Here is a 24,898-nt window from a genome sequence, read left to right on the forward strand (position 1 = left end):
TAAGAGACAGGTCTCAGCGACTTAATTACTTTACCATAAGTTCAGTCGATTGTCAACAGTTAATTTAAATTTTCTGAAAACTGATTTCTTTTTCAGTATTTCAGAAGCAATTCCTTGCGACAGCTTGTTTAATATACCACTGCCGCAAGGAGAAGTCAAGCACTTTTTACAAATAATTACATATTTTTTGTGCAAGTCTTTTGTGTAGACGTTCATCCCTTCATAATATACCGAATCGCATCCTGAATCTGTCTTACATATACCAGCTGGATTCCCCGGGACTTCTCTTTTTCTACGGAGCCGCGGCACACTTCCGGCAGGATTACGGTTTCGAAGCCCAGCTTCTTTGCTTCCTGGACTCTCTGGCCGGCCATGCTTACGGCGCGGACTTCGCCGCTGAGGCCGATTTCCCCGAAGGCCATCAGCTTATCAGGAATCACAATGTCTTTGGTGCTGGATGCGATTGCAAGGCAGATTCCAAGGTCAATCGCCGGCTCTGTCATCTTCATGCCGCCGGCAATGTTTACATAGGCATCGGAAGATGCCAGATGAAGGCCCACCTTTTTCTCCAGAACAGCCATCAGAAGGTTCACGCGGTTAAAATCTGTGCCCACTGCAGTCCGCCTTGGAATGCCAAAATTGCTCTCACATACCAGCGCCTGGATTTCCACAAGGATTGGACGGGTTCCCTCCATAGAACACGCCACAACGCACCCGGAAGCATTCTCCGGGCGTCCCTCCAGAAGGTACTCGGAAGGATTGGATACTTCCTCAAGGCCGGACTCCCGCATTTCAAAAACACCAATCTCATTGGTGGAGCCAAATCGGTTCTTGACGGCACGCAGGATCCGGTAGGAAGCATGCCTGTCTCCCTCAAAATAAAGCACGGTGTCCACCATATGCTCCAGCACCCTTGGTCCGGCTACATTTCCCTCTTTGGTCACATGGCCCACTATAAAAATAGTGATTCCAAGTCCCTTGGCAATCTGCATCAGCACGTTCGTAGACTCTCTTACCTGGGACACACTTCCAGGTGCTGAACCGATTTCTTCATCAAACATAGTCTGAATAGAGTCTATGATCGCCACATCCGGCTTCTTGCGCTCCATGACTTCCCGTACCTTATCCAGGTTGGTCTCACACAAAAGCTGTAGATTCTCATTGAAAGTTCCAATACGGTTTGCCCGCAGCTTGATCTGCCGCAGGGATTCCTCGCCGGATATATAAAGCACAGAGCTTCCGTTCTCTGTCAGGTTCCGGCACACCTGCAAAAGAAGGGTGGACTTTCCAATACCCGGATCTCCACCCACAAGAACCAAAGACCCGGGGACGATGCCGCCCCCGAGTACTCTGTCAAGTTCACCTATTTTCGTTGTCTGACGCTCGTCTTCCTTCAGGCTGATATCCTTCAGAATCACCGGTTCAGACTGCTGTCGTATGGACGCTTTGCCCCCTGCGGCAGATTTTTTCACTGTGGAAACTGGTTCCTCCACAAACGAATTCCATGCCTTGCATCCAGGACACTGGCCCATCCACTTGGCGGATTCATAACCGCACTCCTGACAAAAATAGACTATTTTTTTATTTTTCAGCATTTTACAATTTTTACATCAACAGCTGAGCCATTTCCAAGCTCTACGCTGAAAGAAAGCTTACCGCCCAGATTGGTTTCCATTTTGCCTGTGCTTGCGCCGTCAAGATATACCTCGTAAACAGCCTCAGCCTCAAGCTCTACTGTAATCTGCGCATCCTCCGGTCCTTCTACGCGAAAGCTCATCTGGCTTCCGTCCTGTGCAAGACCAAATACAGCGGTGCCCGGTACAGACTCATATACGAACATGCCGTTGCGCTCCAGCTTGGTGATCTCCTTGAATGTTTTTACTTTATACATATCTCCCTGATGCGGATAATCAGAGACCTTTGACTTCTGATTCTTCTCATAATCTCCAAAGCTGATAGTACCATTTTCCTCTGTACGGATCAGTTCCTTTACTACTGCCATGATGCTTGTCCTCCCTAAGACTCTTTCGTTATGTTCTCCGGCAAAAATACAGCTGCCGGATCTTCTTCATCAGGTTTCCCTGACGTTGTACATATTATATAATAAAACCTTTTTCTTTGCCAGTACCTTACATGAATTTATAAGTTTTTTAGAATTAACCTGACAAATTTTACGAAATCTTTAATCTTCCTTTTTATCTTTTACAATAAACCGGATTTCTTTATTGCGGTACTGAACCTGTACCTGATCTCCCCTTTTGATCTTGCCCTCCAGAAGCTCATTGGCCAGACGGTCCTCGATCTTGGACTGGATGGCGCGGCGAAGCGGTCTTGCCCCGTATTTGGCGTCAAATCCGGCTTCAGCCAGATAATCCACAGCAGAATTCGTCACATTCAAACGGATGTCCATCTGTTCCATGCAGCGCTCCTCTAAGGATTTCAAAAGCAGGGTGACGATCTTGCGGATTTCCTCTTTGTTCAAAGTATGGAATACCATGATCTCATCGATTCGGTTCAGGAATTCCGGCTTGAAAAGCCTGCGGACTTCTTCCATAACGCCGGATTTCATTTTTTCGTAATCTTTCTTCTCATCCTTTGTGGAAATAAAGCCAAGCTGTTTGGGTTCCACAATGGCCTGCGCCCCTGCATTGGAGGTCATAATGATAATGGTCTGCTTGAAGTCCACCTTTCTTCCGTGGGCATCTGTAATATGGCCGTCGTCCAGCACCTGCAGCAAAATATTGAACACATCCGGGTGAGCCTTCTCAATCTCATCAAAAAGGATCACGCTGTACGGGTTCCTGCGCACCTTCTCACTGAGCTGTCCGCCCTCATCATAGCCAACATACCCTGGCGGGGAACCGATCAGCTTGGAGACGCTGTGCTTCTCCATATATTCAGACATGTCCACACGGATCATTGCCTGCTCGCTTCCAAACACAGCCTGGGCAAGCGCCTTGGAAAGCTCGGTTTTACCAACGCCGGTGGGGCCAAGGAATAAGAAGGAGCCAATAGGGCGATTGGGATCCTTAAGGCCTACACGTCCGCGCTTTACAGCCTGGGAAACTGCATGTACCGCTTCCTCCTGGCCAATTACACGCTTGTGAAGCTCTTTCTCCAGCTGGGCAAGACGTCTGGTCTCCCCTTCGGTCAACCTCTGTACCGGAATCTTGGTCCAGTCAGATACAATGGATGCCACTGCTTTCTCATCTACTTTTCCGGATCTTCTGCGGCTCTTCTTTTCTTCCTTTGCATGAAGCTGCTCAAGCTTTGCTTCTGCTTCTTTCTGCTTCTGCTGGTATTCTTTTGCAAGAGTCAGATTGCCGCTCTTGATCGCGCCCTCTTTCTCCTGAAGGATCTCCTGGATTTCCCTGCTCAGTTCTTCTGAATCTGTGGATGCCTGATAACCAGACAGCTGTACCTTGGAAGCTGCCTCATCGATCAGGTCGATGGCCTTGTCCGGAAGAAAACGGTCGTTAATGTAGCGCACAGACATTTTCACTGCGGCTTCCAGTGCCTCATCCAGAATCTCCACCTTATGATGGCGCTCGTAATAAGGACGAAGCCCTTTCAAAATCTCATAAGTCTCTTCCTCAGAAGGCTCTTCCACCGTAATCGGCTGGAAACGGCGCTCAAGTGCTGCATCCTTCTCAATATATTTGCGGTATTCCTCCAGGGTGGTAGCTCCAATGATCTGCAGCTCCCCTCTGGAAAGAGATGGCTTCAGAATGTTGGAAGCATCCAGTGCTCCCTCTGCCCCTCCTGCTCCGATAATGGTATGAAGCTCGTCAATAAACAGAAGGATTCCCTGATTCTCCCTTACTTCATCTACCACCTTGCGGATTCGCTCCTCGAACTCGCCTCTGTATTTGCTTCCAGCCACCATTCCGGAAAGATCCAGCACAACCAGTCTTTTGTCCCGGATGGTATCCGGCACGGTGCCTGCGATAATCCTCTGTGCCAGTCCCTCAGCAATGGCTGTTTTGCCCACGCCTGGCTCTCCCACCAGACAGGGATTGTTCTTGGTTCTGCGGCTTAAGATCTGGATCAGCCTGGTGATTTCCCGGTCTCTTCCCACTACAGGATCCAGTCTGCCCTCTGCCGCCATCTGGGTAAGGTCGCGGCTGTACTGGTCAAGTGCCGGGGTAACGCTGCCTTTTTGGCCCTGCTGCATTGCCCGGGCTGCCTGAAATTCTTCCTGGATGGACTCATTGTCATAGCCCATAGCACCAAGAACAGAGGCATAAAGCTTCTGGATGTTCACACCCATAGTGTACAAAAGCCTGGTTCCTACACAGTCCGTCTCTCTTAGCATAGCAAGAAGCAGATGCTCTGTTCCTGCCTTCTCGCAGCCTGTACTCTGTGCCTCTGCTTCTGCACTGTCCAGAACCTTCTGGGTCCTTGGGCTGTAGACCGGCTGCGTTTCTATCACTTCCACATTCCCGGCATCAACAGGGGTAACCAGCTTGTCGATCAGCTCCACAAGCTTCTTGCCATCCACCTGAAATTCCTCCAGCACTCTTCCTGCTGTACCTTCTGTCTCACTTAAAAGCCCCAGGAGAAGATGCTCTGTGCCGATATAGCCAAGCTCAAAGTCAACAGCTGCGGCTTTCGCCAGGGCCAGTGCATTCTGAGCCTGCTTCGTGAATTTATTGCGCATAAATCAGTTGTTCCTCCTTACTGCCCGTACTCATCCAGAATCTCATCGATCAGGCTGTGAACTTCCTCTCTTGTCACATTGTTGCAGCAGCCCCTTGCAAGGGCAATCTTAAGATTCTGCTTCAGTTCTTCCGTGGCTCTTATTTTGTCCACATCTAGGCATATCACTGCGCCTTTTCTTCTGTCAATGGATACAAAGCCCTCCTGGCGCAGCAATGAGTAGGCCTTGTTTACGGTATGCATATTGATTCCGATGGTATCTGCAAGCTGCCTGACAGATGGAAGAGGATCTCCTTCCTGCAGCCGTGATGTGGCAATTCCCAGGATGATCTGATTCATCAGCTGAGTGTACAGTGCCTCACCGCTCTGGAAATCTATTTCGATTACCATATTTCCCTCCCTGTGGCATCTGCCACTGTAAAAACAAAGGGACCGGAGTCTTGGGCCCCGGCCTCTTTGCATCTTTTGTTATCATAAAATTCTTGCTTATTCTTCGCTCTTAGCAGCATCCTCAGCTGGCTGTGCTGCTTCTTCAGTTGCCGGAGCGTTCTGTGCCTCTTCTGCCTTAGCTTCCTCAGGCTTCTCTGGCTGTGCTGCCGGCATCGGAACGGCTGCCGGAATCTTCACTCCAAGGATTCTTCCAAGCTGCTCTCTGTCAAGGATCAGGTTAAATCCCATAGGGTTGATCACAAATGCTTTCGCCTGGCTGATGATCAGTCCCGGCAGCTTCGCAAATGGAACCTTGGCTGCACGAAGCTTCTTGCCTCTTGCAAACTTGTCAAATTCCATAACATCGGTGAAAGCCGGCTGAAGAATATCGCCTTGCTTGTTCTTCAGGTATGGAATGTTCACCTTCTTCGGGTCTTCCGGATCAGTAGCCATTGCTACTAAGAATTCGGATTTCTTAAGGTTTACGATCAGTTCCTCTTCCATCTCACGCATGTTGGCTGTGCGCTCTTCTTTCTTAAGCGGACGGCGCAGCTCCTGCATGAAATAAATGCCGGAAAGCTGAAGTGTGGAGTTGAAAAGGGGCTGCTTCTTCGGCTCTAACTGGCTGAAGTCTGCCTGTCTGGCGATCTTGGTCAGTTCCACCTCGATCTGGTTCTCTCCATCTACCCATACTACACTGTTTACGCCGATCGCATACAGAGTTCCGTAGAATCTTGGGTAGTCCTTCTTCTCATATTTCATTCCCATGAGAAGAACCTTCTCCTCCAGCTTCTTCTTGCCGAATGCCTTGATTTCTTCTTCTGTGGCAAATACCCACACCTGGTCATTAAAGCTTTCTTCGTCACAAATTACATATGGAAGCTTCGTAGCCTGTGAATACGCTACAAAGACTGCGTCTCTTGTCTGTAATTCCTTAATTGCGTCCTGTTCGCTGATTCCCATGTCTTTATCCTCTCAGTCCTGGTTTTCTTAATGGATGAAAGCTGGCTGCTGTGTGCCTGCGGCTGCAGTCCGTTATTTTCATCGTGAAAACCTGATATGTAAACTATTTTATAACAAAATCATAAAAAAGTAAAGCATAAGACTTGGTATTTTTATGCAATTTACTATGAAAATCCCGGACTTTCACAGGACATCACTCTCAGGCGATTGTTTCTTTTGTCATAAAGTCTACGATCTGGTCAAGCTGCTCCAGCTGGTTTTCCTTCAGGGCAGACTTCACAGTTACCGTATTCTCACAGATCTCCATATTCTTCATGGAGGACAGGATTTCCTTCATCTGCTTGCCTGCTGTAGACGCCCAGGTACCGTTTTCCAGGACTGCCACCTTACGTTTCTGAAGGTTGTGTGCAGCCAGCTCATGAAGCAGTGTCTCCATTTTCGGGAAAAGGCCTGCATTGTAGGTGGGGCATGCAAATACGATTCTGTCGCAGCGGAATGCCTCAGCCACCAGATAGGAAGGATCTGTTACAGATACATCATAAACGGCAATATTTTTCTCTCCTGCATCTGCAAGCTTGCCTGCCAGAACGTCTGCTGCGTTCTCTGTATTTCCGTAAATGGAAGCGTAAAGGATCAGCACATTATGGTCTTCCGGTGTATAGGTGCTCCATTTCTGGTATTTCTCAATAAACCATCCAAGGTCCTCTCTCCAGATTGGTCCGTGAAGAGGGCAGATCATGGCAATGTCAAGAGTCAGGGCTTTCTTTAAGGCAGCCTGAACCTGTACGCCGTATTTGCCTACAATATTTACCAGATATCTTCTTGCGTCATCCAGCCACTCTTCCTTGAAATTTACCTCATCCGCAAACACATTTCCGTTTAATGCGCCAAAGGTTCCAAAAGCGTCTGCGCTGAACAGCACCTTGTCATATGCATCGTAGGTTACCATTGCCTCCGGCCAGTGAACCATAGGAATCATGGCAAATGCAAGGGTATGTTTTCCCGTGCTGATGGTGTCTCCCTCTTTAATTACAACTGCGTGTGCATCCACATCAAAGGTAAAGAACTGCTTCATCATAGTGAAGGTTTTGGCATTTCCCACAACCTTTACTTCCGGATATCTTCTTACCACTTCTTCTACGATGGCGCAGTGGTCCGGCTCCATGTGGTTCACGATGATGTAGTCCAGTTTCCTTTCCCCAAGGACATGCTCCAGATTCTCAAAAAACTGTCCGCTTACAGCCTTGTCAACGGTGTCCAGAAGCACGGTCTGCTCGTCCAGGATCACATAGGAGTTGTAGGATACCCCTCTTGGAATGGGGTAAATATTTTCAAACAGGGCAAGTCTTCTGTCACTTGCGCCGATCCAGTATAAATCTTCGTTTACTTTCTTTACATTGTACATAGCAAGCTCTCCTTTTTCTATGAACTTATTTCACTGCACTTTTGCGGTTGAGCCATGATCTTTTGAAAATGGCCTTTGCTTTTTCTGGATGAAAAAGGCAGAAAACCAGATCTATAGTCTCCTGCCTATTTTATACCACTTATTTATGCTTCGTCAATCGCTTTTCCAATATCGTGGCGCATATATTTATTTGCAAAAGTAATCCACTCAGTTGCCGCATAAGCATTCTTTCTGGCTTCCTTCAGGTTGCTTCCGGTTGCAGTGATTCCCACTACGCGGCCGCCGTTTGTGACGATCTGTCCGTCTTTAAATTTGGTTCCGGCGTGGAAGCAGTAGTATCCCTCTTTGTCCTTGAAATTCTCAAAGCCGTACATAGGGATCTCCTTCTCATATTTCACCGGATAGCCCTCGCTTGCAAGAACTACGCAGACAGCTGCATTATCCTCAAACTGCAGGTCGATCTGGTCAAGTGTGCCGTCGATGCAGGCTTCCATCACTTCCACAATGTCATTTTTCATACGCGGAAGAACTACCTGTGCTTCCGGATCTCCGAAGCGGGCATTGTATTCCAGAACCTTGGGGCCGTCCTTGGTCAGCATAAGGCCAAAGAAAATAATTCCCTTAAATTCTCTTCCCTCTGCTGCCATGGCATCCACGGTTGGCTGATACACATACTTCTGGCAGAATTCGTCCACTTCCTTAGTGTAGAAGGGGCTTGGGGAAAAGGTTCCCATACCGCCTGTATTCAGACCCTGGTCTCCGTCCATGGCACGCTTGTGATCCTGTGCGGAGGTCATGGTCTTGATGGTCTTGCCATCTACAAAGGACAAAACAGAAACCTCGCGTCCGGTCATAAACTCCTCAATGACCATCGTGTTTCCTGCATTTCCAAACTTCTTATCCTCCATGATCTCCTTGACGCCGTCCTCAGCTTCCTGAAGATCCTTGCAGATCAGAACGCCTTTTCCAAGTGCAAGTCCGTCTGCTTTGAGAACGATCGGGAATTTGGCTTCTGTGCGAAGATATGCAAGCGCTTTTTCGGGATCGTCAAAGTTCTCATATGCAGCAGTAGGAATGTTGTATTTCTTCATCAGATCCTTGGAAAAAGCCTTGGAGCCTTCCAGGATGGCTGCATTTTTGCGGGGTCCGAATACGCGCAGTCCCCGTGACTCAAATACATCTACAACGCCGCCAACCAGAGGATCATCCATACCGATAATGGTAAGATCTACCTGATTCTCCTGTGCAAAATCAGCCAGCTTCTCAAATTCCATGGCACCGATGTTCACGCACTGGGCATATTCTGCAATTCCTGCATTGCCTGGTGCACAGTAAATTTTATCTACCTTAGGGCTTCTTGAGACGCTCCATGCAATGGCATGCTCTCTTCCGCCGCTTCCTACGATCAGTACTTTCATAATATCCTCCTTAGTCGCTGATGGTCACAATGTGATCATCCACAGAAACCTTTCCATTGGCAATCAGATTGATGGCCTTTGGCAAAATTTTCCATTCAGCCTTTTCCATTACGCTTCTCTGAAGAGACTCCGGTGTATCATCCGGCTCAATCTTCACTGCTTTTTGCAGAATGATCGGACCTGTATCTGTGCCGGTATCCACAAAATGGACAGTGGCGCCGGTTACCTTCACGCCCCGCTTTAAGGCTGCCTCATGCACATGAAGTCCATAATATCCAACTCCGCAAAAAGACGGAATCAAAGACGGATGGATGTTAATGATCTTATTTGGAAATGCCTCCACGATCATCGGAGGAATTGCCACAAGATATCCGGCGAGAACGATCAGCTCTGCGCCGCTTTCCTGTAATTTTTTCAGAAGTGCCTCATGGAATTTCTCACGGCTCTCAAATTCCTTAGGGGAAATACAGACCGCCTCGATTCCATGATTCTTCGCTCTTGTAAGGGCATAGGCATTGGGATTGTTGCTGACTACCAGAGATACCTGGGCATTAGTGATCTTACCGGAGTCAACTGCATCCAGAATTGCCTGGAGGTTGGTACCGCCTCCTGATACCAGGACAGCAACCTTTAGCATAATGTCACTCCCTTTTCCCCTGCTTCAATGTGTCCTACCACATATGGAGTCTCGCCAGCTGCCTTGATTGCTTCCATAGTCTTATCCACATCCGCAGGATCAACAGCCAGAACCATTCCAAGCCCCATATTGTAAGTGTTGTACATCATCTTCTCTTCAATGTCTCCTGTTTTTGCAAGAAGCTTGAAGATTGGAAGTACCGGATAGCTGTCTTTCTCGATCACAGCTCTTGTGCCCTCTTTGAGCATACGGGGTACGTTCTCATAGAAGCCGCCGCCTGTAATATGGCTGCATGCATGGATCTTCACCCCTTCATCCTTAATGCTCTTAAGAGCCTTCACGTAAATCTTGGTAGGTGCGATCAGCGCCTCGCCAAGGGTCGTTCCAAGTTCATCATAATAAGTGTCAAGAGATTCCTTTGTCATCTCAAAAACCTTGCGGACAAGGGAGAAACCGTTGCTGTGTACGCCGGAGGATGCCATTCCAATGAGAACATCTCCTGCATTCAGGTTCTCTCCTGTGATCAGGTCCTTCTTATCCACTACGCCAACTGCGAAGCCAGCCAAGTCATACTCGTCTACCGGATAAAATCCAGGCATTTCTGCTGTCTCGCCGCCGATCAGTGCTGCGCTGGACTGGCTGCAGCCTTCTGCAACGCCTTTTACGATCTCAGCGATCTTCTCCGGATAGTTCTTGCCACAGGCAATATAGTCAAGGAAGAAAAGAGGCTCTCCGCCTGCACATGCAATATCATTTACACACATTGCAACACAGTCGATTCCCACAGTGTCATGCTTGTCCATAATAAATGCCAGCTTCAGCTTGGTTCCTACACCGTCTGTACCGGAAACCAGTGTTGGCTCCTCCATGTCCTTAAAGCTGTTCATGGAAAAAGCACCTGAGAATCCGCCGATTCCTCCAAGTACTTCCGGTCTCATTGTCTTTGCAATGTGCTGTTTCATTAACTCTACTGATTTGTATCCTGCCTCAATATCAACGCCCGCGTTCTTGTAATCCATGCCTTTATCCTCCCAGAATTTTTCTGTTTTTCACAGCTGCCTCTTATTTTGCAGCTGCCTCATTTCGGTAAAATCATCGGACAATCCCTATCCGTTTAAACCAGATTACTTATAATTTTTGTGTCCAACTTCCTGCAGTCTTGCATCCTTGGCTTCTACCTGTTCCTTTAACTCCTGGCTGTACGCCTTCAGACGTGCAAGAAGCTCCGAATCGGATGTTGCAAGGATCTTAGCTGCAAGAAGGCCTGCATTTGCACCGCCATTGATGGCAACCGTTGCTACCGGAATACCGGACGGCATCTGTACAATGGAGTACAGGGAATCTCTTCCTCCTAAGGAAGTGGTGTGCATCGGAATTCCGATCACAGGCATCGGGAAAATCGCTGCGCACATTCCCGGCAGATGTGCTGCCATTCCTGCACCTGCAATGATCACCTTAAAGCCTTTTTCCTCAGCTGTCTTCGCATACTCAAAGAACACATCCGGCTCTCTGTGTGCGGAGATAATACGCATTTCGTAATCAATTCCAAGCTTCTCCAGAATGTCTGCCGCCTTGCTCATAACCGGCATATCTGAATCGCTTCCCATTACAATTCCTACTTTTGGCATAATATTCTCCTCTTTTATAAAATGATGTAAGGGGGTAAAAATCCCCTTATATGGAACGACCATTCGGGTAAATTCTACTAAGAATCCTATTTTCTGTCAATACGAATGGCGCAAAGAAAAATTTTTGATGTGCTAATTATTTTTGTTTCCGAAAGGCTTATTCAGTTCCTCTGTTCCTGGAAGGACGAATCTTCCATCTTCAATAATAGAAGTCTCCTCCCCGTTCTTTCCAAGAACACGGATGCTTCCCAGCTCATCATAAGGAATGGTGATATCTGTATGGCAGCCAAAATATGCCTTGCTCATATCTTCCTTACGCAAAATGGAAACCTCGTTGTCCCTTGCGATGATCTCTTTTCCATCCGGGTTAAACACAGGGGTATCCTCGGACCAGCTGTAGCAGGTGTCACCTACTGCAAAATGGGGGCCCATTTTCTCTGCGATCAGAATCGGCAGCTTGTCTGCAATGCCGTATTTCTCCGCAGCCACATAAGCTGTGGTGTTGGTTCCAATGGCAAATTCACCCATAGGAAGAGTTGGATGATGGAACAGAATGATATCCTCAATGTATTTCTTATTTTCTTCCTCTGTCTCAAAGTTTCCGCAGGAGTAGGACGCAATCTTGCCGTCCTTAAATTCCAGCTTCAGGTCAACAAACTGCAGTCCCTCCAGATATACCTTGGATACATGAAGCAGTCCGTTTGTGCCAGCAAGAACCGGAGAGGTGAACACTTCTCCTACCGGAATGTTTACATCTGCCACGCAGTTTTCGAAATTGCTTTCCTTTTTCGGGTCACTTAACGTATGAAGATGGATCTTCAGATTGGTCTCATTGTTTCCTTTTCCCTTTACCGCTACCCACTCACAGGTATCCAGGGTATCAATGATGGTCTGCTGTATCTTCTGGTACAGCTGGTAATCCAGAGTGTTGATCTTCACGATCTCGCGGAAAATCTCCTCATAATTGCCGCCAATCTCCGGTACCGGGTACGCGATAATGGTAAAGCTTCTCTCGTCGCCTCTGATGTAGCGGTTGGTGATCTGCCCCGCTTCATTTGACATCTCAATCTCCAGCTTCTGCTGTGCCTCAGAATATTCCCAGGCTTCCTTCACGCTCACCGGACTAAACGGCGCTTCTCCAAATACATCAATGCATGCAGGTCCGGCATGAACGGCTGCCAGCTCCTTATATTTCTCATAAGAGGTCTGAAGCGCACGAAGACGTCTCTGCACAAAATCTGCGTCCATGTAAAGGGCGCTGTCCTGGCGGTGGTCATAGTCAAACTGAGGATTGGCCACAGCTCCTGTGTAGCCGATTCTCAGCATTCCACGTCTGTTCACCGCATGAGCTCCATAGCGGAAAATCACAGGCTTTAATCCCATTTCCTCAAACTGGAGAATGGCAGCCTTTACCATGCGCTCAAAGCCAAGGTTGTAGCGGATGTTCACCGTTTTCTTCTTGCTAAGATCCTTGCGTCCGTTGACAAATCCCATGCGGTAGCCCTCTGTGTAGGTTCTTGCGCAGGCATCAATCTCTTCCTGGGAAAGTCCGTTCAGGAAACGGGCTGCTCCAAGCTCATTTTCCGTGATATACTCTCCGAACTGATACAGGTATCGAAGATCCGTAAGGTCAGAATCCATAATAATCCTTGCGGCAAAATCCACCTGTGGATCCACGCTTGCCCGGGTGCGCTCCTCGATCATATCCTGGCAGTAGTCATTGATATAGGAGCAGAGAATTCCCTTAAGCTCTGCTTCTGTTGGAAGTTCTTCCTGGGAAAACGCCCCGTATACTTCCAGAAACAGTTCCAGAAGCACGGTCATATCCCACATTCTTTTTTCATGGGCAAAAACAACTGCACCTCTTAACTCTGCATAGAGGAAGGTAAGATCCTTTCCATATTCCCCAAGCTTCTCGCAGGCGTAAACCGGATTTCCGTAGCTGGTTTTGTAATTTTCCGGAAGAATGTCCTCATACAGCTGGTGATTCAGGTTTTTCCATTCCTCCATGGATAAATCTTTCCCGCTTCCGTTCATCACCTGTACGGTTTGGGAAAGAAAGGCTGCGGTTTTCCGGAAGAAATCCTGGTACGGCTCCGGCACCAGCTTCTCGTCCATCACTTCACGAACCCGCTCACTGGCAAGGGTGTATCGCTCCACTAATAATTCGTCCAAATTTTCCCCTCACTTTCTCTTTATATATCTCCGATCACATGTCCTTTTTCCACATGCTTGTCGATTAGTTCCTGCATATATTCCCAGATCTTCGGTGCACCCTCCCCTGTGCGGCTGTTGCGCTTGTAGATCTGGCTTTTCTTTACCCCATGCTCTACCCAGCTGATTCCGTCTGTAGCATCATTGAGGAAAAGCGGCTGGCTGTTGTCCAGCATGTGAGCATACTTAGCCTCCGGTGTCTCGTAGGCCTCGAATTCCTCCCAGAGATCATAGAGCCATTTGCCCTGATCCTCAGGAAGCAGTCCAAAAATACGGTCTGCCCCTTTTTTCTCACGGGCACGCTTTGTCTTTGCACCGTCATCATCATAGGCATAGGTATCCCCGGCATCAATTTCCACAAGGTCGTGGATCAGAACCATGGGAATTACCTTGGACAGATCCACTTCTTCCGGCGCATACTCCTTCAGAAGCACTGCCATCAGCGCCAGATGCCAGGAATGCTCCGCATCGTTCTCCTTGCGGTTCCCGTCTGCCAGATAGGTCTGCCGCATAATATTTTTCACCTTATCCACTTCCAAAATAAAGTCCATCTGTTTTTTCAAACGTTCGTCCATAGTACTCCTTTCAAACGCGCTCTCAGTCAAAGCCCTGTCAGGTAAATACCAAGCCATACCACCATGATCAGGCCGTTTGCGATGGAGCCGATCATACTGGTTTTGTGGCTTTTGCCCTCTTCTGAAAAGCTGAGAAGGCCCATAATAAATCCGTACACGGAAAGAAGAGTGGCAAAAAGGCCCACTCCTCCTACTAAAAAGCCCAGGCTGGTGTCCAGAAAATAGGCCAGTGCCACTGCCGTTATAAACAGCAAAAAGGACGCCGCTGCCAGGCCGGCAGACAGCTTCCCTTTTTTGGCTTCTTTTTTCTTTGTAAATGAATATCTATATCTTCTTGCCATAATGGAATTTTCTCCTAATATGATTGCAGATGAGAAACAGAACATATCCAAGGGCTGCCCCAAGGGTGTTCAGAATCATATCATCTACATCAAAACATCCGACCTTCGTGACAAGCTGGATCACTTCTACTGTCAGACTTAATATAAATCCTGATATGCAGATAAGAAAACCACTGTTCATTCTTCTGAAAATAACCGGAAGGATAAACCCGAAAGGTAGGAAGCCGATCACATTTCCGAAAATATTGGTAAATACCGCAAATGCGCCCAGCTGTTCCCGATATACCCAGAACCTTCTGATTTCCACAAAAGGCACCAGATTATACCGATACACCCGTTCCGCCTGTGCAACCCTGCCGTACTCCTCTGAAAAGAAGAGAAAGTAGATCAGCAGGATCACATAGACTGCAAACAACACGATTCCCATACGGCGAATCATCGTTTTCGTTTCCTTTTTCAAAACAATCCCCTTAAATCATCATATCGGATTTGCCCTTCAGAAGTCTGGCACCGTTCACGATCATGAGAACTCCGGTTGTGACGCCGGTTACCAGGGTAATGATTCCAAGGGCAATGCTTCCGGCTCCCACGCCTGATACGATCTTATAAAGCTTCTCGCTCATCAGCAATTTCCTCCTTTTACCATTATTCTGCGCCGTACTGGCTGTAATATGCATCAATGGCAGCTTTCAAAGTGTCGTCGATGATGACCTTTCCTTTATATTCTTTGTTATAAAGATGCTCTACCACCTCTGCCATGGTAACGATGGCTGTTGTCTTCAGACCATATTTCTCCTCGATTTCCTTAAGGGCACTCTTGGTTCCCTGGCCGCGCTCCATACGGTCTACAGATACTACAAGACCGATAGGGGAAACGTCTCCCTGTGCCTTGATGATAGGCAGAGTCTCCTGAATGGAGGTTCCAGCGGTGGTAACATCCTCAATGATCACTACCTTGTCGCCATCCTCGATCGGGCTTCCAAGAAGGATTCCCTTATCGCCATGGTCCTTTACCTCTTTACGGTTGGAGCAGTAGCGGATGTCCTTGCCATACTCTTCGCTGATTGCTATAGTTGCAGCAACCGTCAGCGGGATTCCCTTGTATGCAGGTCCGAAAAGCACATCAAAATCCAGTCCGAATTTACTCTCGATTGCTTTTGCATAATACTGGCCCAGTCTGCGAAGCTGTGCTCCTGTGCGATAGAATCCTGTATTTACGAAAAACGGGGTCTTTCTTCCTGATTTTGTAACGAAATCTCCGAATTTCAGCACATTGCAGTCGATCATAAACTCAATAAATTCCTGTTTATACTGTTCCATTTTTATGTCCTCCTTAGGTCTTATCCTGTTTTATCTGAATTATTTCACACAGCCGATGAGCTGGTTAATGTCTTCTACTTTCTGTTTCTCAAGGAATGCCTCCATGCCGTCCACAACCTCCTGGGTAGTGTATGGATTGATGAAGTTGGCAGTTCCCACAGAGACTGCGGTGGCACCTGCCATAATAAATTCCAGGGCATCCTCTGCGCTTGCGATTCCGCCCATTCCAATGATCGGGATCTTCACCGCATTTGCAACCTGGTATACCATGCGCACTGCAACAGGCTTCACAGCCGGACCGGACATTCCTCCGGTTTTGTTGGCAAGGGCAAAGGTTCTGCGGTTAATATCAATCTTCATTCCTGTGATGGTATTGATCAGGGAAACCACATCTGCTCCGCCGCTCTCTGCAGCACGGGCCATCTCTGTGATGTCGGTTACATTAGGGCTCAGCTTCATGATCACGGGCTGCTTGGCATATTTTTTCACTTCTTTTGTGATTGCCTCAAGTGCCTTTGGATTCTGGCCAAAAGCAATGCCTCCCTCTTTTACATTGGGGCAGGATACATTGATCTCTAGCATATCCACAGGCTCATTAGCCAGACGTTCTACTACCTCACAGTAATCCTCTGTGGTCTTTCCGCACACATTTACGATAATCTTTGTGTCGTATTTCTGAAGGAACGGGATGTCTCTTTCACAGAAAACATCGATTCCCGGATTCTGAAGTCCGATGGCATTGAGCATGCCTCCTGTGGTCTCGGCAACGCGAGGGGTAGGATTGCCCGGCCACGGCACATTTGCCACGCCCTTTGTCACTACTGCGCCAAGATGGTTCAGATCTACAAACTCACTGTATTCCGCACCGGAGCCAAAGGTTCCGGAAGCTGTCATTACCGGGTTCTTCAGGGTAACTCCGGCAAGATTTACGCTCATTTTACTCATAACTCCACCTCCGTACTAAGGAATACCGGACCATCCTTACATACTCGCTTATTGTGTACATGGGAGTGGGAATCCACCTCTGTGGACTGGCATACGCAGCCTAAACATGCACCGATTCCGCATGCCATGCGCTCTTCCATGGAGATCCAGCAGGGAATGCCTTTTTCAAGGGCATACGCCTTGATTGCACGAAGCATAGGCTTTGGTCCGCAGGCAAAGATCACGTCTGCTTCCAGAGCATTCTCACGGATGGCATCCATTACATTTCCCTTTGTTCCGGCAGAGCCGTCCTCTGTGGCAATGTATACGTCACCGTTTTTGGCAAATTCCTTATCAAGAAACAGCTCGTCGCGGTAGCCAAGAACTGCCATTTTCTGTGCATGCAGCTGCTTCATGGTCTCAAGCATAGGCGGTACACCGATGCCGCCGCCCATAAGGAATACTTTTTTGCCTTCTGCTTCCTCTAACGGAAAGCCGTTTCCAAGAGGTCCGAGAAGATCCAGCTGTGCGCCTGCGCCAAGTCTGGAAAATCCTTCTGTACCTGTATGTTTGCCTGTAACGCGGTAAACAAGACGCAGTGCGCCCTTCTCCTTATCGATTTCACACAGGCTGATAGGACGGGGAAGCAGCTTGCCCCCATCCTGTGTATATACGGAGACAAACTGTCCCGGTTTTGCGTTTCCTGCTATGGTCTTCGTCTGCAGCCACATGCTGTAGATATCTTTGCCAATGCATTCCTGGCTGATCACAGTGCAGGTTTCTTTTACCTTTGTGCCCATTTTCTTCCTCCTAGCGGTTTTCCAGTGCTTCGCTGATATCCTGTACCATGTCTTTTACAGCCTGGCGGGAAGCATCCGCATAGTTTGCCTCACCAAATTCCGCATATTTCTCCTGTTTGTAGGCTGCAATAATTCCTCTGGAAGAGTTTACAATCGCGCCAAGTCCGTCCTTGTTGAAGAAATGTACAAGGTCAGCGCCCTTACCGCCCTGTGCACCGTATCCAGGTACCAGGATGAAGGTTTTCGGCATCAGTTCTCTTAATACCTTGCCCATTTCCGGATAGGTTGCGCCTACTACCGCACCTACATAGCTGTAGCCGTCTCCCATAAAGTCAGCGCCCCACTCTGCTACCTTCTCACCAACCCACTCATAAACCGGGCGGCCTTCTGCGATTCTGTCTTGGAACTCGCCGCTGGACGGATTGGAAGTCTTAACCAGCACGAAAATTCCCTTTTTCTCTTCTTTGCACACATCTACGAAAGGTTTCACGCCGTCAGTTCCAAGGTATGGGTTTACAGTCGCAAAATCCTCATCAAAGGGTGCGTAGGTCTTGCTTCCGATCTGAATCTTTCCAAGATGTGCAGTTGCATAGGCAGCGGATGTGGATCCGATGTCGCCTCGCTTAATATCTCCGATCACCACCAGGTTCTTCTCCTTGCAGTAGTCAATGGTACGCTTGTAAGCTGCAAGTCCCGGAAGTCCGAACTGCTCGTACATAGCAATCTGGGGCTTCACTGCCGGGATCAGATCGTATGTAGCATCTACGATTCCTTTGTTAAACTGCCAGATTGCCTCTGCAGCGCCCTCTAAAGTCTCGCCGAATTCCTTGTATGCATTCTCCTGGATCTGCTTTGGAATGTAGTTCAGCATTGGGTCTAAGCCTACTACAATAGGCGCACCTGTTTTCTTGATATTTGCAATAAGTTTGTTGATCATGGATGTTGTCCTCCTGGATATATTTTATAGGAAGCCAGGCACCACAGGGCATGGTCTGCCAGGATGCCGGTCCTGTTGTTCACTTAAAATAGGATTATTTCACTGCGGATGGATCTGTGTAGACCACTTTGCCGTCGCAGATGGTGTACAGGATCTTTCCTTTTACTTCTTTCCCCTCAAACGGGGTATTCTTTCCTTTGGAAACAAAGTCTGCTTTATGGATGGTGTATGGATGCTTGATATCTGCGATCACTACATCTGCCGGATGACCCTCCTGCAGGGTTCCGCAGGGCAGATTCAGAATCTTGGCCGGATTGTAGCTCATCTTCTCCACCAGCTGGGAAAGAGTCAGGACTCCTGTCTCAACCAGTGCGGTGTAGCTAAGGGCAAAGCTGGTCTCAATTCCTACAATTCCAAATGCTGCGGTGCGCATGGAACCGGTCTTGTCCTTCTGGGTATGAGGAGCATGGTCTGTGCTGATAACCTGAATATAGCCTTCCTTCAGGCCTTCGATCAGGGCATCCACATCCTTTCTGGTACGAAGAGGCGGATTCATCTTGTAGTTAGGATCGTCTCTCTCAATATCATCAGATGTAAGAATGAAGTGATGGGGGCAAACCTCTGCGGTTACATTCTGAATGCCCTCTTCCTTCAGCATTTTCATCATAATTGCCACGCCTCTTGTGGAGCAGTGGCACAGATGCAGCTTCGCCCCTGTCTCAATGGCAAGAAGAGAATCTCTTGCTGCAATGGTATCCTCTGTGGAATTGCAGATTCCCGGAAGCCCCAGACGCTTTGCATTCTCGTCATCATTCATGCAGCCGTCCCCGCGAAGAGTCATATCCTCGCAGTGGTCAAAAATAGGAAGTCCGGCTTTTACTGCTTCTTCCATGGCCTGCTTGCAAAGGCTTGCTTTCATAACGGACTTGCCGTCTTCTGAAAGAACAGGCACGCCTGCAGCTGCCATTCCTGCAATGTCAGAAAGCTCGCATCCAAGTTCCCCCTTGGTCATGGCTCCTGCCTGAAGCACATGGATGGGGGAAACCTGAGCCGCTTTGTTTTTCACATAGTTGGCACGGTCCGGACAGTCAATCACCGGAGTGGTATTCGGCATTGCCACAACTGTAGTCACACCGCCTCTTGCCGCTGCCTTCGAGCCGCTTTCAATGTCTTCCTTCTCAGTCTGTCCCGGATCACGGAAATGCACATGCAGATCCACCAGTCCTGGCATTACCACCATTCCTCTGGCATCTATGATCCTGTCATCCTTATCCTTTACCTTCAGCTTCTCTCCGATTTCCTGGATCACGCAGCCGTCCAGGTAAACATCTGCAATCTTGTCCATCTGGGACGCCGCATCCACAACACGACCGCCCTGAATCAGAATACCCATTTGATTCTCTCCCTTCTGGTATCTATCAAAAAATACACTTGGCATATGTTAGATTATATCACAACTATCATACACGAAAACGTTCATTTAATAAAGACTTTTTTTCCACAAGTATCTGTTTGGCCGCCAGAATTGTTTTTTTTCACACAAATTTAATTCTCCTTGACTTTTTCTGGTGCAGGTTATATAATCAATCCATGTCGAAGATTATTTAATGTAAAATCACTAGTTTTTAGAGATTATATATTTACATGATATAGTCTGTAAAATCTGGTGATTTTTTTCGCCAGAACAGTATTATAATTTTTTTATTTTTTATGGAGGTAACTCAAATGAACAAGGGCACTGTAAAATGGTTCAACGCTGAAAAAGGTTATGGTTTCATCACAGGAGAAGACGGAGCTGATGTATTCGTACACTTTTCTGCAATCAATGGTGAAGGCTTCAAATCTCTTGAAGAAGGCCAGGCTGTAACATATGACTTAACAGAGGGCGCTCGCGGAATGCAGGCAGCTAACGTTACTAAGTTATAATTGAGGCAAAAAATTCCCCTCGGATGATTCCGGGGGGATTTTTTTAACCTTTTTATTGAAATTTATGAAAAATGAATGCCTGACAGATTCGGTCTGGCGGCAGGCTGCCGAATTATTTTATTCGGCGTCTTCGCTCAGTCCGTTCAGATAGGAATCCAGTGCGGAGGTATCCATAACAGTCTCTGTCTGTACGGTCTCCTGTCCCTCTGTTACCTTGCCATAGACAGAATAGCCAATCCAGCATACAGCAACAATACATACAACAAGTGCTGCAAGCTTCTCAAGATTCAGGATCAGTTTCTCTCTTTTCATGATTTTCTCACGGTTTGCTTTCTCTGCTTTGTAAGCATCTACTTTCTTCTGACTCATAGTAGCACGTCTCCTTTGCGATGAAATATCGTCTTAAGTGAGTATAGCACACTTTTTTCAAAAAAGGAAGCGTATTCATTATACCGCTACAATAATTCCACCGTCATTTGCATACATGCTGCTGACTCCGGCCGTGTTAAGTACCACGATGTCGGTCAGCTTCATCTTCTCCTGGATGGCTTCCTTGAGCATCTGAGCCTTCTTGGGGCTGTTGCAGTGTGAAATGGCAAGCACCTTACTCTCACTGTTCTCCGTAGCTTCCATAATCTTCTCCACCATCTTTACAAGAGCCTTGTTCATGCCTCTGGCCTGGTCTAACTGGCAGATGCTGCCTTCCGGTGTGGAGCCCATGATCGGCTTGATCTTAAGTGCAGTTGCCACAAGTGCCTTCACACGGCTAAGACGGCCATTCTTGCGAAGGGTCTCCAGATTCTCCAGAACGAAAAATGTATGCTGCTCTTCAATATATTTATTCACCACGCTGATGACATCCTCAAAAGGAAGTCCAGCGTCCTCGCACTGTGCGATCTTCATGGCGATCAGGGTCTGTCCTACGGAAGCAGAGCGGGAATTAAACACGTGAACCTGCTTATCCTTCCTCTCCTCATGAAGAAGGCTTGCTCCAAGAACAGCGCTGTTGTAGGAACCGCTTAATTCAGAGGAAAGAGTCACGCAGTACACATGATCTGCCTCGCAGTCAAATGCCTTTCTGTAGCTCTCTGGAGACGGGCACGCTGACTTGGGGCATTCCGGGCAGGCTGCAACCTTCTGAAGGAAATCTGCCTGGTCAAAGGTCTCGTCATCAATTATATTCTCACTTCCCACAGTAAGCGTCAGCGGTACAGATTCAAATCTCTCATCCTGCTTCCACTGCTCCAGAAGTTCTCCGCAACTATCTATAACAATTTTATAGCTCAATTATATCGTCCTCTTTTCCATGCTATGTAGTTTTAAATACCACATCTATATTAACACATTACTACATGTTTGAAAAGAGTTTTTTCTTTCCTTTTTTGGCAATTTGCTTTATAATGGTAAATACTTATGAATTTGTTTTTCCCGTGAAAGGAGGCACCTATGCTTGCCCTGAAAATCACTGATCAGAAAGATTTCACAAACAAACTTTTTCTCGGCGACACCTTCGACCTTTTTTGGCTGAACCAGGCCGAGATCACCACAAGCAATCTCTTTACCATTGACGGCAGACTGCAGACTGAATTTTTCGACAATGACCAGCAGGAATTTTTAAGTTCCAGCCATCGCACCTACTCACTGTGGAAAGAGGTGAAGCCCATCTGCTATTCCATCATCCGCGGGAAACGTGCGCCGCTTTCCTTTAAGATCGTGCTTCAGTTTTCTCCCAATAAAGCTGCTGCCCTGCTTCAGAACTCGTCCCTTCCTTTTCCCCCGGAACAGGTGGCGGGACTATATCTGAACCTTCAGTACAAAAACAAAACCCTTCTTTGCACTACCGGCACTTCCCTGAAGACCTTTTTCCCGGGCAAAGAACTGGACCATCTCTGGGAGCAGTATGTAACGGAGTTTTTCAGTCGTAATGAGATTTCCGCTGAGAGCTTATAGTCTCAGCTCTCCTCATCCGTTCCCAGATAAAATGCGATCATGTCTACGAATTCACTGTTCGTTGGTCTGTATTCCAGAGGATATCCGGCGATCTGTTCCAGCCTTTCCCGATGATTTTCCCAACATACATTTACAATAGTACGGATATCATGCTCTATATTGGATGGTTTGGATTTAAATTTCTTTGCCAGCCTTGGATAAATGTCCTTTGTGATCTTCATCGGTCTTTCCTGAAATTCCATAGTCATCCGTATAGCTTCTGCCACAAAATAATATCCTTTGTATTTTGATGTTGCACCTAGTTTACGTATCGTTCCGTATACCTCTTTCATGTTAAGTCCCTCCCACAATTAGTTACTCCTGCATCTGCAGTTAGCGAATTTTTGCCTCTATATATAATACGAATTAATTTCCAGTTTTTTAGCTTTTTGAGATAATTTTTTTATAAAAATGTAAAAAATTTTAGGATTTTCGTCCTGGCGGTTTTTACGCATGCAAAAAACAGTCCCGCCAGGAGGGATTTCCCCTGTCCTGGCGGGACTGTCTTTTATTTAGAATCCTGACATCTTAATTTATTTGGTAAGCATAAGCAGGATCTCGTTGCTTCTCTGTACAAATTTGGTCATCTCTTCCGGAGAGAGCTGCTTGTGGCTTAACATTGCAAGATCGTAGAGTTCCTCACAGATTACCGGAGTCTTCTCAGAATCCTTGTTGCCAGCAACAAACTGAACCAACGGATGCTTGGCATTGAGCACCAGAGTCTCCTGGCCGCCAAACATAGACGGATCCATGCCGTACATATTGTACATCTTCATCATATCCTGCATACGGCGGCTTTCCTCGGAAAGTGTCATCATAGCAGCAACCTTCTCATTCTTCAGGTTCTCCACCTTCACTTCCAGCTTGTCGTTTTTCAGGGCGCTGCGGAATACTTCTGTAAGTGTCTTGGATGTCTCTTCATCAGCAGCACCGTCCTCGCGAAGTTCCTCGGAAAGGTCTGCATCAATTCTCTTGAACTGGATGGTCTGATCTTTCTGCTCTAAGTGGGAAATAAATGCGCTGTCAATGTTGTGCTTCAGAACAACCGCATCCTTGCCTGCCTCACGGAACATATTGATGTACTGGCTCTGCTGAACCTCATCTGTTACATAGAAGATGGTAGTCTTCTCAGGCTCTTTCTCCTTGGAGTCTTCTTTATTCTCTTCTTTGGCTTCTGTGGTTTCCTCAGCCTTTGTCTCGGTATTCTCTTCCGGCTTCTTGTTCTCCTCGATGCAGTCTTTCAGAGTGAGATATTTGCTGTCAATGTTCTTGAAAAGAATATAGTCATTCATCTTGTCTGCAAACTTGCTGTCCTTGATGCAGCCATATTTGATAAATGGGCTGATGTCATCCCAGTATTTCTCATAGGACTCACGGTCTGTCTTGCACATTCCGGTAAGCTTGTCTGCAACCTTCTTGGTGATGTACTCGGAAATCTTCTTTACAAATCCATCATTCTGCAGGGCAGATCTGGATACGTTCAGCGGCAGATCCGGGCAGTCGATCACACCTTTGAGAAGAAGCAGGAACTCCGGAATAACCTCTTTAATATTATCTGCAATAAATACCTGGTTGTTGTACAGCTTAATGGTTCCCTCAATGGAATCGTACTCTGTATTGATCTTCGGGAAATACAGGATACCTTTCAGGTTGAACGGGTAATCCATGTTCAGATGGATCCAGAACAGAGGCTCCTTGTAGTCCATGAATACCTTGCGGTAGAATTCCTTGTATTCCTCATCTGTGCAGCTGTTCGGATGCTTCATCCACAGCGGCTGCGGGTCACTTAAGGATACCGGACGCTTGTTGATCTTTACTTTATCCTTGGCAGGAGAAACTTCTACTACTTCTTTCTCCCCTTTGTCGTTCTCTTTCTCCTCAGTCTTGGCATCCTCGTGGATATGTTCTACAACCACATCATCCTCGCGAAGCTCGGACTCATCGATGGTCTCATATTCCTGAGGAGCATTCTCCTTGGAAAGATAAATATTCACAGGCATGAAAGAACAGTATTTCTCAATCACTTCTCTCATACGATACTCATTGGAGAACTCTGTGCTCTCATCATTAAGGAACAGGGTGATTTCAGTACCAACTGTGGTCTTATTGCCATCCTGCATATCATACTCTGTACCGCCGTCGCAGGTCCAGTGTACCGGAGTTGCTCCCTCTTTATAGGAAAGAGTATCGATCTGAACCTCATCGGCTACCATAAATGCGGAATAGAATCCAAGTCCGAAGTGTCCGATGATCTGGTCATCTGTTGTCTTGTCTTTATATTTGGAAAGGAACTCAGTTGCGCCGGAAAAAGCGATCTGAGTAATGTACTCCTCTACTTCGTCTGCTGTCATACCAAGACCTGTATCGATAAATTTCAGGGTCTTCTCTTCCGGATTAACGATTACATGAACCTCTGCCTTGTAATCATCTGGAAGTGTATACTCTCCCATAACATCCAGCTTCTTCAGCTTGGTGATGGCGTCACAGCCATTGGAAATCAGCTCTCTTGCAAAAATGTCGTGATCAGAATATAACCATTTCTTTATAATTGGAAAAATATTTTCACTGTTAATTGATAAACTACCATGCTTCTCAGCCATGCAGCTCACTCTCCTTTGTCTTCTAAATTATACAAACTATAGTAATACCAAATTTCCCAAAAGTCAAGAAAAATTTAGCACTCATTTAAAATGAGTGCTAGTAATATTTGTTGATGGATGGAATGATCTATAA

At 47.1% G+C, this 24,898-nt stretch carries 26 protein-coding genes; 2 read left to right on the plus strand and 24 right to left on the minus strand.

Going from position 1 to position 24,898, the window contains the following annotated elements; translation table 11 throughout:
- Nucleotides 1-212: 212 nt before the first annotated feature.
- The 20 genes from radA to H8S54_RS11545 all read right to left on the minus strand — a co-directional run bounded on the left by radA (nucleotide 213) and on the right by H8S54_RS11545 (nucleotide 19,643).
- Entirely contained in the window at nucleotides 213-1,595 is a 1,383-nt protein-coding gene (gene radA, locus H8S54_RS11450) for a DNA repair protein RadA (protein ID WP_117854005.1), read from the minus strand.
- Nucleotides 1,589-2,002: a hypothetical protein gene (locus tag H8S54_RS11455; RefSeq protein WP_021925377.1), complete on the minus strand. Its 414-nt coding sequence runs from the start codon at nucleotides 2,000-2,002 to the stop codon at nucleotides 1,589-1,591. Before H8S54_RS11455 ends, radA begins: the two co-directional genes overlap by 7 nt.
- 180 nt (nucleotides 2,003-2,182) lie before the next feature.
- Entirely contained in the window at nucleotides 2,183-4,660 is a 2,478-nt protein-coding gene (locus tag H8S54_RS11460; protein WP_186901523.1) for an ATP-dependent Clp protease ATP-binding subunit, read from the minus strand.
- Between the two features lie 17 nt (nucleotides 4,661-4,677).
- On the minus strand, nucleotides 4,678-5,049 hold the full coding sequence (locus H8S54_RS11465; protein WP_021925379.1) for a GntR family transcriptional regulator: 372 nt from the start codon (nucleotides 5,047-5,049) through the stop codon (nucleotides 4,678-4,680).
- A 96-nt stretch (nucleotides 5,050-5,145) separates the two neighbouring features.
- The gene (locus tag H8S54_RS11470) at nucleotides 5,146-6,051 is read right to left on the minus strand and encodes an SseB family protein (RefSeq protein ID WP_207725616.1); all 906 of its coding nucleotides are present in this window, start codon (nucleotides 6,049-6,051) and stop codon (nucleotides 5,146-5,148) included.
- A gap of 199 nt (nucleotides 6,052-6,250) precedes the next feature.
- Complete coding sequence (locus H8S54_RS11475) at nucleotides 6,251-7,456, minus strand: FprA family A-type flavoprotein (RefSeq protein ID WP_021925381.1); 1,206 nt, start codon at nucleotides 7,454-7,456, stop codon at nucleotides 6,251-6,253.
- A 143-nt stretch (nucleotides 7,457-7,599) separates the two neighbouring features.
- Nucleotides 7,600-8,874 (minus strand): phosphoribosylamine--glycine ligase, encoded by a 1,275-nt coding sequence (gene purD / locus H8S54_RS11480; RefSeq protein WP_186901524.1) that lies wholly within the window; start codon nucleotides 8,872-8,874, stop codon nucleotides 7,600-7,602.
- A gap of 10 nt (nucleotides 8,875-8,884) precedes the next feature.
- Nucleotides 8,885-9,511 carry a phosphoribosylglycinamide formyltransferase gene (gene purN, locus H8S54_RS11485; RefSeq protein ID WP_021925383.1) on the minus strand — a complete coding sequence of 209 codons (627 nt, stop codon included), beginning with the start codon at nucleotides 9,509-9,511 and terminating at the stop codon, nucleotides 8,885-8,887.
- The gene (gene purM / locus H8S54_RS11490) at nucleotides 9,505-10,530 is read right to left on the minus strand and encodes a phosphoribosylformylglycinamidine cyclo-ligase (RefSeq protein WP_186901525.1); all 1,026 of its coding nucleotides are present in this window, start codon (nucleotides 10,528-10,530) and stop codon (nucleotides 9,505-9,507) included. Before purM ends, purN begins: the two co-directional genes overlap by 7 nt.
- A gap of 105 nt (nucleotides 10,531-10,635) precedes the next feature.
- On the minus strand, nucleotides 10,636-11,139 hold the full coding sequence (gene purE, locus H8S54_RS11495; protein WP_186901526.1) for a 5-(carboxyamino)imidazole ribonucleotide mutase: 504 nt from the start codon (nucleotides 11,137-11,139) through the stop codon (nucleotides 10,636-10,638).
- 132 nt (nucleotides 11,140-11,271) lie between these two features.
- The gene (locus H8S54_RS11500) at nucleotides 11,272-13,257 is read right to left on the minus strand and encodes an aminopeptidase (protein WP_186901548.1); all 1,986 of its coding nucleotides are present in this window, start codon (nucleotides 13,255-13,257) and stop codon (nucleotides 11,272-11,274) included.
- Nucleotides 13,258-13,334: 77 nt separating this feature from the next.
- Entirely contained in the window at nucleotides 13,335-13,928 is a 594-nt protein-coding gene (locus H8S54_RS11505) for an HD domain-containing protein (protein ID WP_021925387.1), read from the minus strand.
- Between the two features lie 26 nt (nucleotides 13,929-13,954).
- On the minus strand, nucleotides 13,955-14,269 hold the full coding sequence (locus H8S54_RS11510) for a DUF6142 family protein (RefSeq protein ID WP_021925388.1): 315 nt from the start codon (nucleotides 14,267-14,269) through the stop codon (nucleotides 13,955-13,957).
- Nucleotides 14,253-14,729 carry a VanZ family protein gene (locus H8S54_RS11515; protein ID WP_243176802.1) on the minus strand — a complete coding sequence of 159 codons (477 nt, stop codon included), beginning with the start codon at nucleotides 14,727-14,729 and terminating at the stop codon, nucleotides 14,253-14,255. Before H8S54_RS11515 ends, H8S54_RS11510 begins: the two co-directional genes overlap by 17 nt.
- A gap of 10 nt (nucleotides 14,730-14,739) precedes the next feature.
- A complete protein-coding gene (locus H8S54_RS11520) occupies nucleotides 14,740-14,892 on the minus strand; it encodes a hypothetical protein (RefSeq protein WP_021925390.1) in 153 nt (50 codons plus the stop codon).
- A gap of 22 nt (nucleotides 14,893-14,914) precedes the next feature.
- On the minus strand, nucleotides 14,915-15,589 hold the full coding sequence (pyrE, locus tag H8S54_RS11525) for an orotate phosphoribosyltransferase (RefSeq protein WP_117854022.1): 675 nt from the start codon (nucleotides 15,587-15,589) through the stop codon (nucleotides 14,915-14,917).
- 39 nt (nucleotides 15,590-15,628) lie between these two features.
- Nucleotides 15,629-16,534 carry a dihydroorotate dehydrogenase gene (locus H8S54_RS11530; RefSeq protein WP_021925392.1) on the minus strand — a complete coding sequence of 302 codons (906 nt, stop codon included), beginning with the start codon at nucleotides 16,532-16,534 and terminating at the stop codon, nucleotides 15,629-15,631.
- On the minus strand, nucleotides 16,531-17,313 hold the full coding sequence (locus H8S54_RS11535) for a dihydroorotate dehydrogenase electron transfer subunit (RefSeq protein ID WP_021925393.1): 783 nt from the start codon (nucleotides 17,311-17,313) through the stop codon (nucleotides 16,531-16,533). The genes H8S54_RS11530 and H8S54_RS11535 overlap by 4 nt, the downstream gene beginning before the upstream one ends.
- 10 nt (nucleotides 17,314-17,323) lie before the next feature.
- Nucleotides 17,324-18,250, minus strand: a complete 927-nt coding sequence (gene pyrF / locus H8S54_RS11540; RefSeq protein WP_021925394.1) for an orotidine-5'-phosphate decarboxylase — start codon at nucleotides 18,248-18,250, stop codon at nucleotides 17,324-17,326.
- Nucleotides 18,251-18,344: 94 nt separating this feature from the next.
- Nucleotides 18,345-19,643, minus strand: coding sequence for a dihydroorotase (locus tag H8S54_RS11545; RefSeq protein WP_021925395.1), 1,299 nt, complete (start codon nucleotides 19,641-19,643; stop codon nucleotides 18,345-18,347).
- A gap of 332 nt (nucleotides 19,644-19,975) precedes the next feature.
- Here H8S54_RS11545 and H8S54_RS11550 point away from each other — a divergent pair, with 332 nt between their 5' ends.
- On the plus strand, nucleotides 19,976-20,176 hold the full coding sequence (locus H8S54_RS11550; RefSeq protein WP_008705499.1) for a cold-shock protein: 201 nt from the start codon (nucleotides 19,976-19,978) through the stop codon (nucleotides 20,174-20,176).
- Nucleotides 20,177-20,293: 117 nt separating this feature from the next.
- On the opposite strand, the gene H8S54_RS11555 is transcribed toward H8S54_RS11550, so the two are convergent.
- Together H8S54_RS11555 and H8S54_RS11560 are read right to left on the minus strand one after the other, a co-directional pair.
- The gene (locus H8S54_RS11555; RefSeq protein WP_021925396.1) at nucleotides 20,294-20,545 is read right to left on the minus strand and encodes a hypothetical protein; all 252 of its coding nucleotides are present in this window, start codon (nucleotides 20,543-20,545) and stop codon (nucleotides 20,294-20,296) included.
- A gap of 78 nt (nucleotides 20,546-20,623) precedes the next feature.
- On the minus strand, nucleotides 20,624-21,463 hold the full coding sequence (locus H8S54_RS11560; protein WP_021925397.1) for a DegV family protein: 840 nt from the start codon (nucleotides 21,461-21,463) through the stop codon (nucleotides 20,624-20,626).
- Between the two features lie 159 nt (nucleotides 21,464-21,622).
- Between H8S54_RS11560 and H8S54_RS11565 the strand changes: the two genes are divergently transcribed.
- Nucleotides 21,623-22,126: a DUF5721 family protein gene (locus tag H8S54_RS11565; RefSeq protein ID WP_186901527.1), complete on the plus strand. Its 504-nt coding sequence runs from the start codon at nucleotides 21,623-21,625 to the stop codon at nucleotides 22,124-22,126.
- Between the two features lie 2 nt (nucleotides 22,127-22,128).
- On the opposite strand, the gene H8S54_RS11570 is transcribed toward H8S54_RS11565, so the two are convergent.
- Nucleotides 22,129-22,458 (minus strand): sporulation initiation factor Spo0A C-terminal domain-containing protein, encoded by a 330-nt coding sequence (locus H8S54_RS11570; protein WP_117854034.1) that lies wholly within the window; start codon nucleotides 22,456-22,458, stop codon nucleotides 22,129-22,131.
- 240 nt (nucleotides 22,459-22,698) lie between these two features.
- The gene (htpG, locus tag H8S54_RS11575) at nucleotides 22,699-24,765 is read right to left on the minus strand and encodes a molecular chaperone HtpG (protein ID WP_186901528.1); all 2,067 of its coding nucleotides are present in this window, start codon (nucleotides 24,763-24,765) and stop codon (nucleotides 22,699-22,701) included.
- Nucleotides 24,766-24,898 lie beyond the last annotated feature (133 nt).

The sequence above is a fragment of the Blautia segnis genome, from assembly GCF_014287535.1.
Taxonomy (GTDB): Bacteria; Bacillota; Clostridia; order Lachnospirales; family Lachnospiraceae; genus Blautia_A; species Blautia_A acetigignens.

Excerpts from the sequence above, each read along its gene's own strand:
- H8S54_RS11555 (WP_021925396.1), bottom strand. The coding sequence starts at position 20,545 with ATGAGTCAGAAGAAAGTAGATGCTTACAAAGCAGAGAAAGCAAACCGT.
- H8S54_RS11470 (WP_207725616.1), bottom strand. The coding sequence starts at position 6,051 with ATGGGAATCAGCGAACAGGACGCAATTAAGGAATTACAGACAAGAGAC.
- H8S54_RS11465 (WP_021925379.1), bottom strand. The coding sequence starts at position 5,049 with ATGGTAATCGAAATAGATTTCCAGAGCGGTGAGGCACTGTACACTCAG.
- H8S54_RS11550 (WP_008705499.1), top strand. The coding sequence starts at position 19,976 with ATGAACAAGGGCACTGTAAAATGGTTCAACGCTGAAAAAGGTTATGGT.
- H8S54_RS11565 (WP_186901527.1), top strand. The coding sequence starts at position 21,623 with ATGCTTGCCCTGAAAATCACTGATCAGAAAGATTTCACAAACAAACTT.
- purE (WP_186901526.1), bottom strand. The coding sequence starts at position 11,139 with ATGCCAAAAGTAGGAATTGTAATGGGAAGCGATTCAGATATGCCGGTT.
- H8S54_RS11460 (WP_186901523.1), bottom strand. The coding sequence starts at position 4,660 with ATGCGCAATAAATTCACGAAGCAGGCTCAGAATGCACTGGCCCTGGCG.
- purD (WP_186901524.1), bottom strand. The coding sequence starts at position 8,874 with ATGAAAGTACTGATCGTAGGAAGCGGCGGAAGAGAGCATGCCATTGCA.
- H8S54_RS11545 (WP_021925395.1), bottom strand. The coding sequence starts at position 19,643 with ATGGGTATTCTGATTCAGGGCGGTCGTGTTGTGGATGCGGCGTCCCAG.
- H8S54_RS11500 (WP_186901548.1), bottom strand. The coding sequence starts at position 13,257 with ATGGACGAGAAGCTGGTGCCGGAGCCGTACCAGGATTTCTTCCGGAAA.
- H8S54_RS11520 (WP_021925390.1), bottom strand. The coding sequence starts at position 14,892 with ATGAGCGAGAAGCTTTATAAGATCGTATCAGGCGTGGGAGCCGGAAGC.
- H8S54_RS11535 (WP_021925393.1), bottom strand. The coding sequence starts at position 17,313 with ATGGGCACAAAGGTAAAAGAAACCTGCACTGTGATCAGCCAGGAATGC.
- pyrF (WP_021925394.1), bottom strand. The coding sequence starts at position 18,250 with ATGATCAACAAACTTATTGCAAATATCAAGAAAACAGGTGCGCCTATT.
- pyrE (WP_117854022.1), bottom strand. The coding sequence starts at position 15,589 with ATGGAACAGTATAAACAGGAATTTATTGAGTTTATGATCGACTGCAAT.
- H8S54_RS11510 (WP_021925388.1), bottom strand. The coding sequence starts at position 14,269 with ATGGCAAGAAGATATAGATATTCATTTACAAAGAAAAAAGAAGCCAAA.
- H8S54_RS11475 (WP_021925381.1), bottom strand. The coding sequence starts at position 7,456 with ATGTACAATGTAAAGAAAGTAAACGAAGATTTATACTGGATCGGCGCA.
- htpG (WP_186901528.1), bottom strand. The coding sequence starts at position 24,765 with ATGGCTGAGAAGCATGGTAGTTTATCAATTAACAGTGAAAATATTTTT.
- purN (WP_021925383.1), bottom strand. The coding sequence starts at position 9,511 with ATGCTAAAGGTTGCTGTCCTGGTATCAGGAGGCGGTACCAACCTCCAG.
- H8S54_RS11570 (WP_117854034.1), bottom strand. The coding sequence starts at position 22,458 with ATGAAAGAGGTATACGGAACGATACGTAAACTAGGTGCAACATCAAAA.
- radA (WP_117854005.1), bottom strand. The coding sequence starts at position 1,595 with ATGCTGAAAAATAAAAAAATAGTCTATTTTTGTCAGGAGTGCGGTTAT.
- purM (WP_186901525.1), bottom strand. The coding sequence starts at position 10,530 with ATGGATTACAAGAACGCGGGCGTTGATATTGAGGCAGGATACAAATCA.
- H8S54_RS11455 (WP_021925377.1), bottom strand. The coding sequence starts at position 2,002 with ATGGCAGTAGTAAAGGAACTGATCCGTACAGAGGAAAATGGTACTATC.
- H8S54_RS11530 (WP_021925392.1), bottom strand. The coding sequence starts at position 16,534 with ATGAGTAAAATGAGCGTAAATCTTGCCGGAGTTACCCTGAAGAACCCG.
- H8S54_RS11505 (WP_021925387.1), bottom strand. The coding sequence starts at position 13,928 with ATGGACGAACGTTTGAAAAAACAGATGGACTTTATTTTGGAAGTGGAT.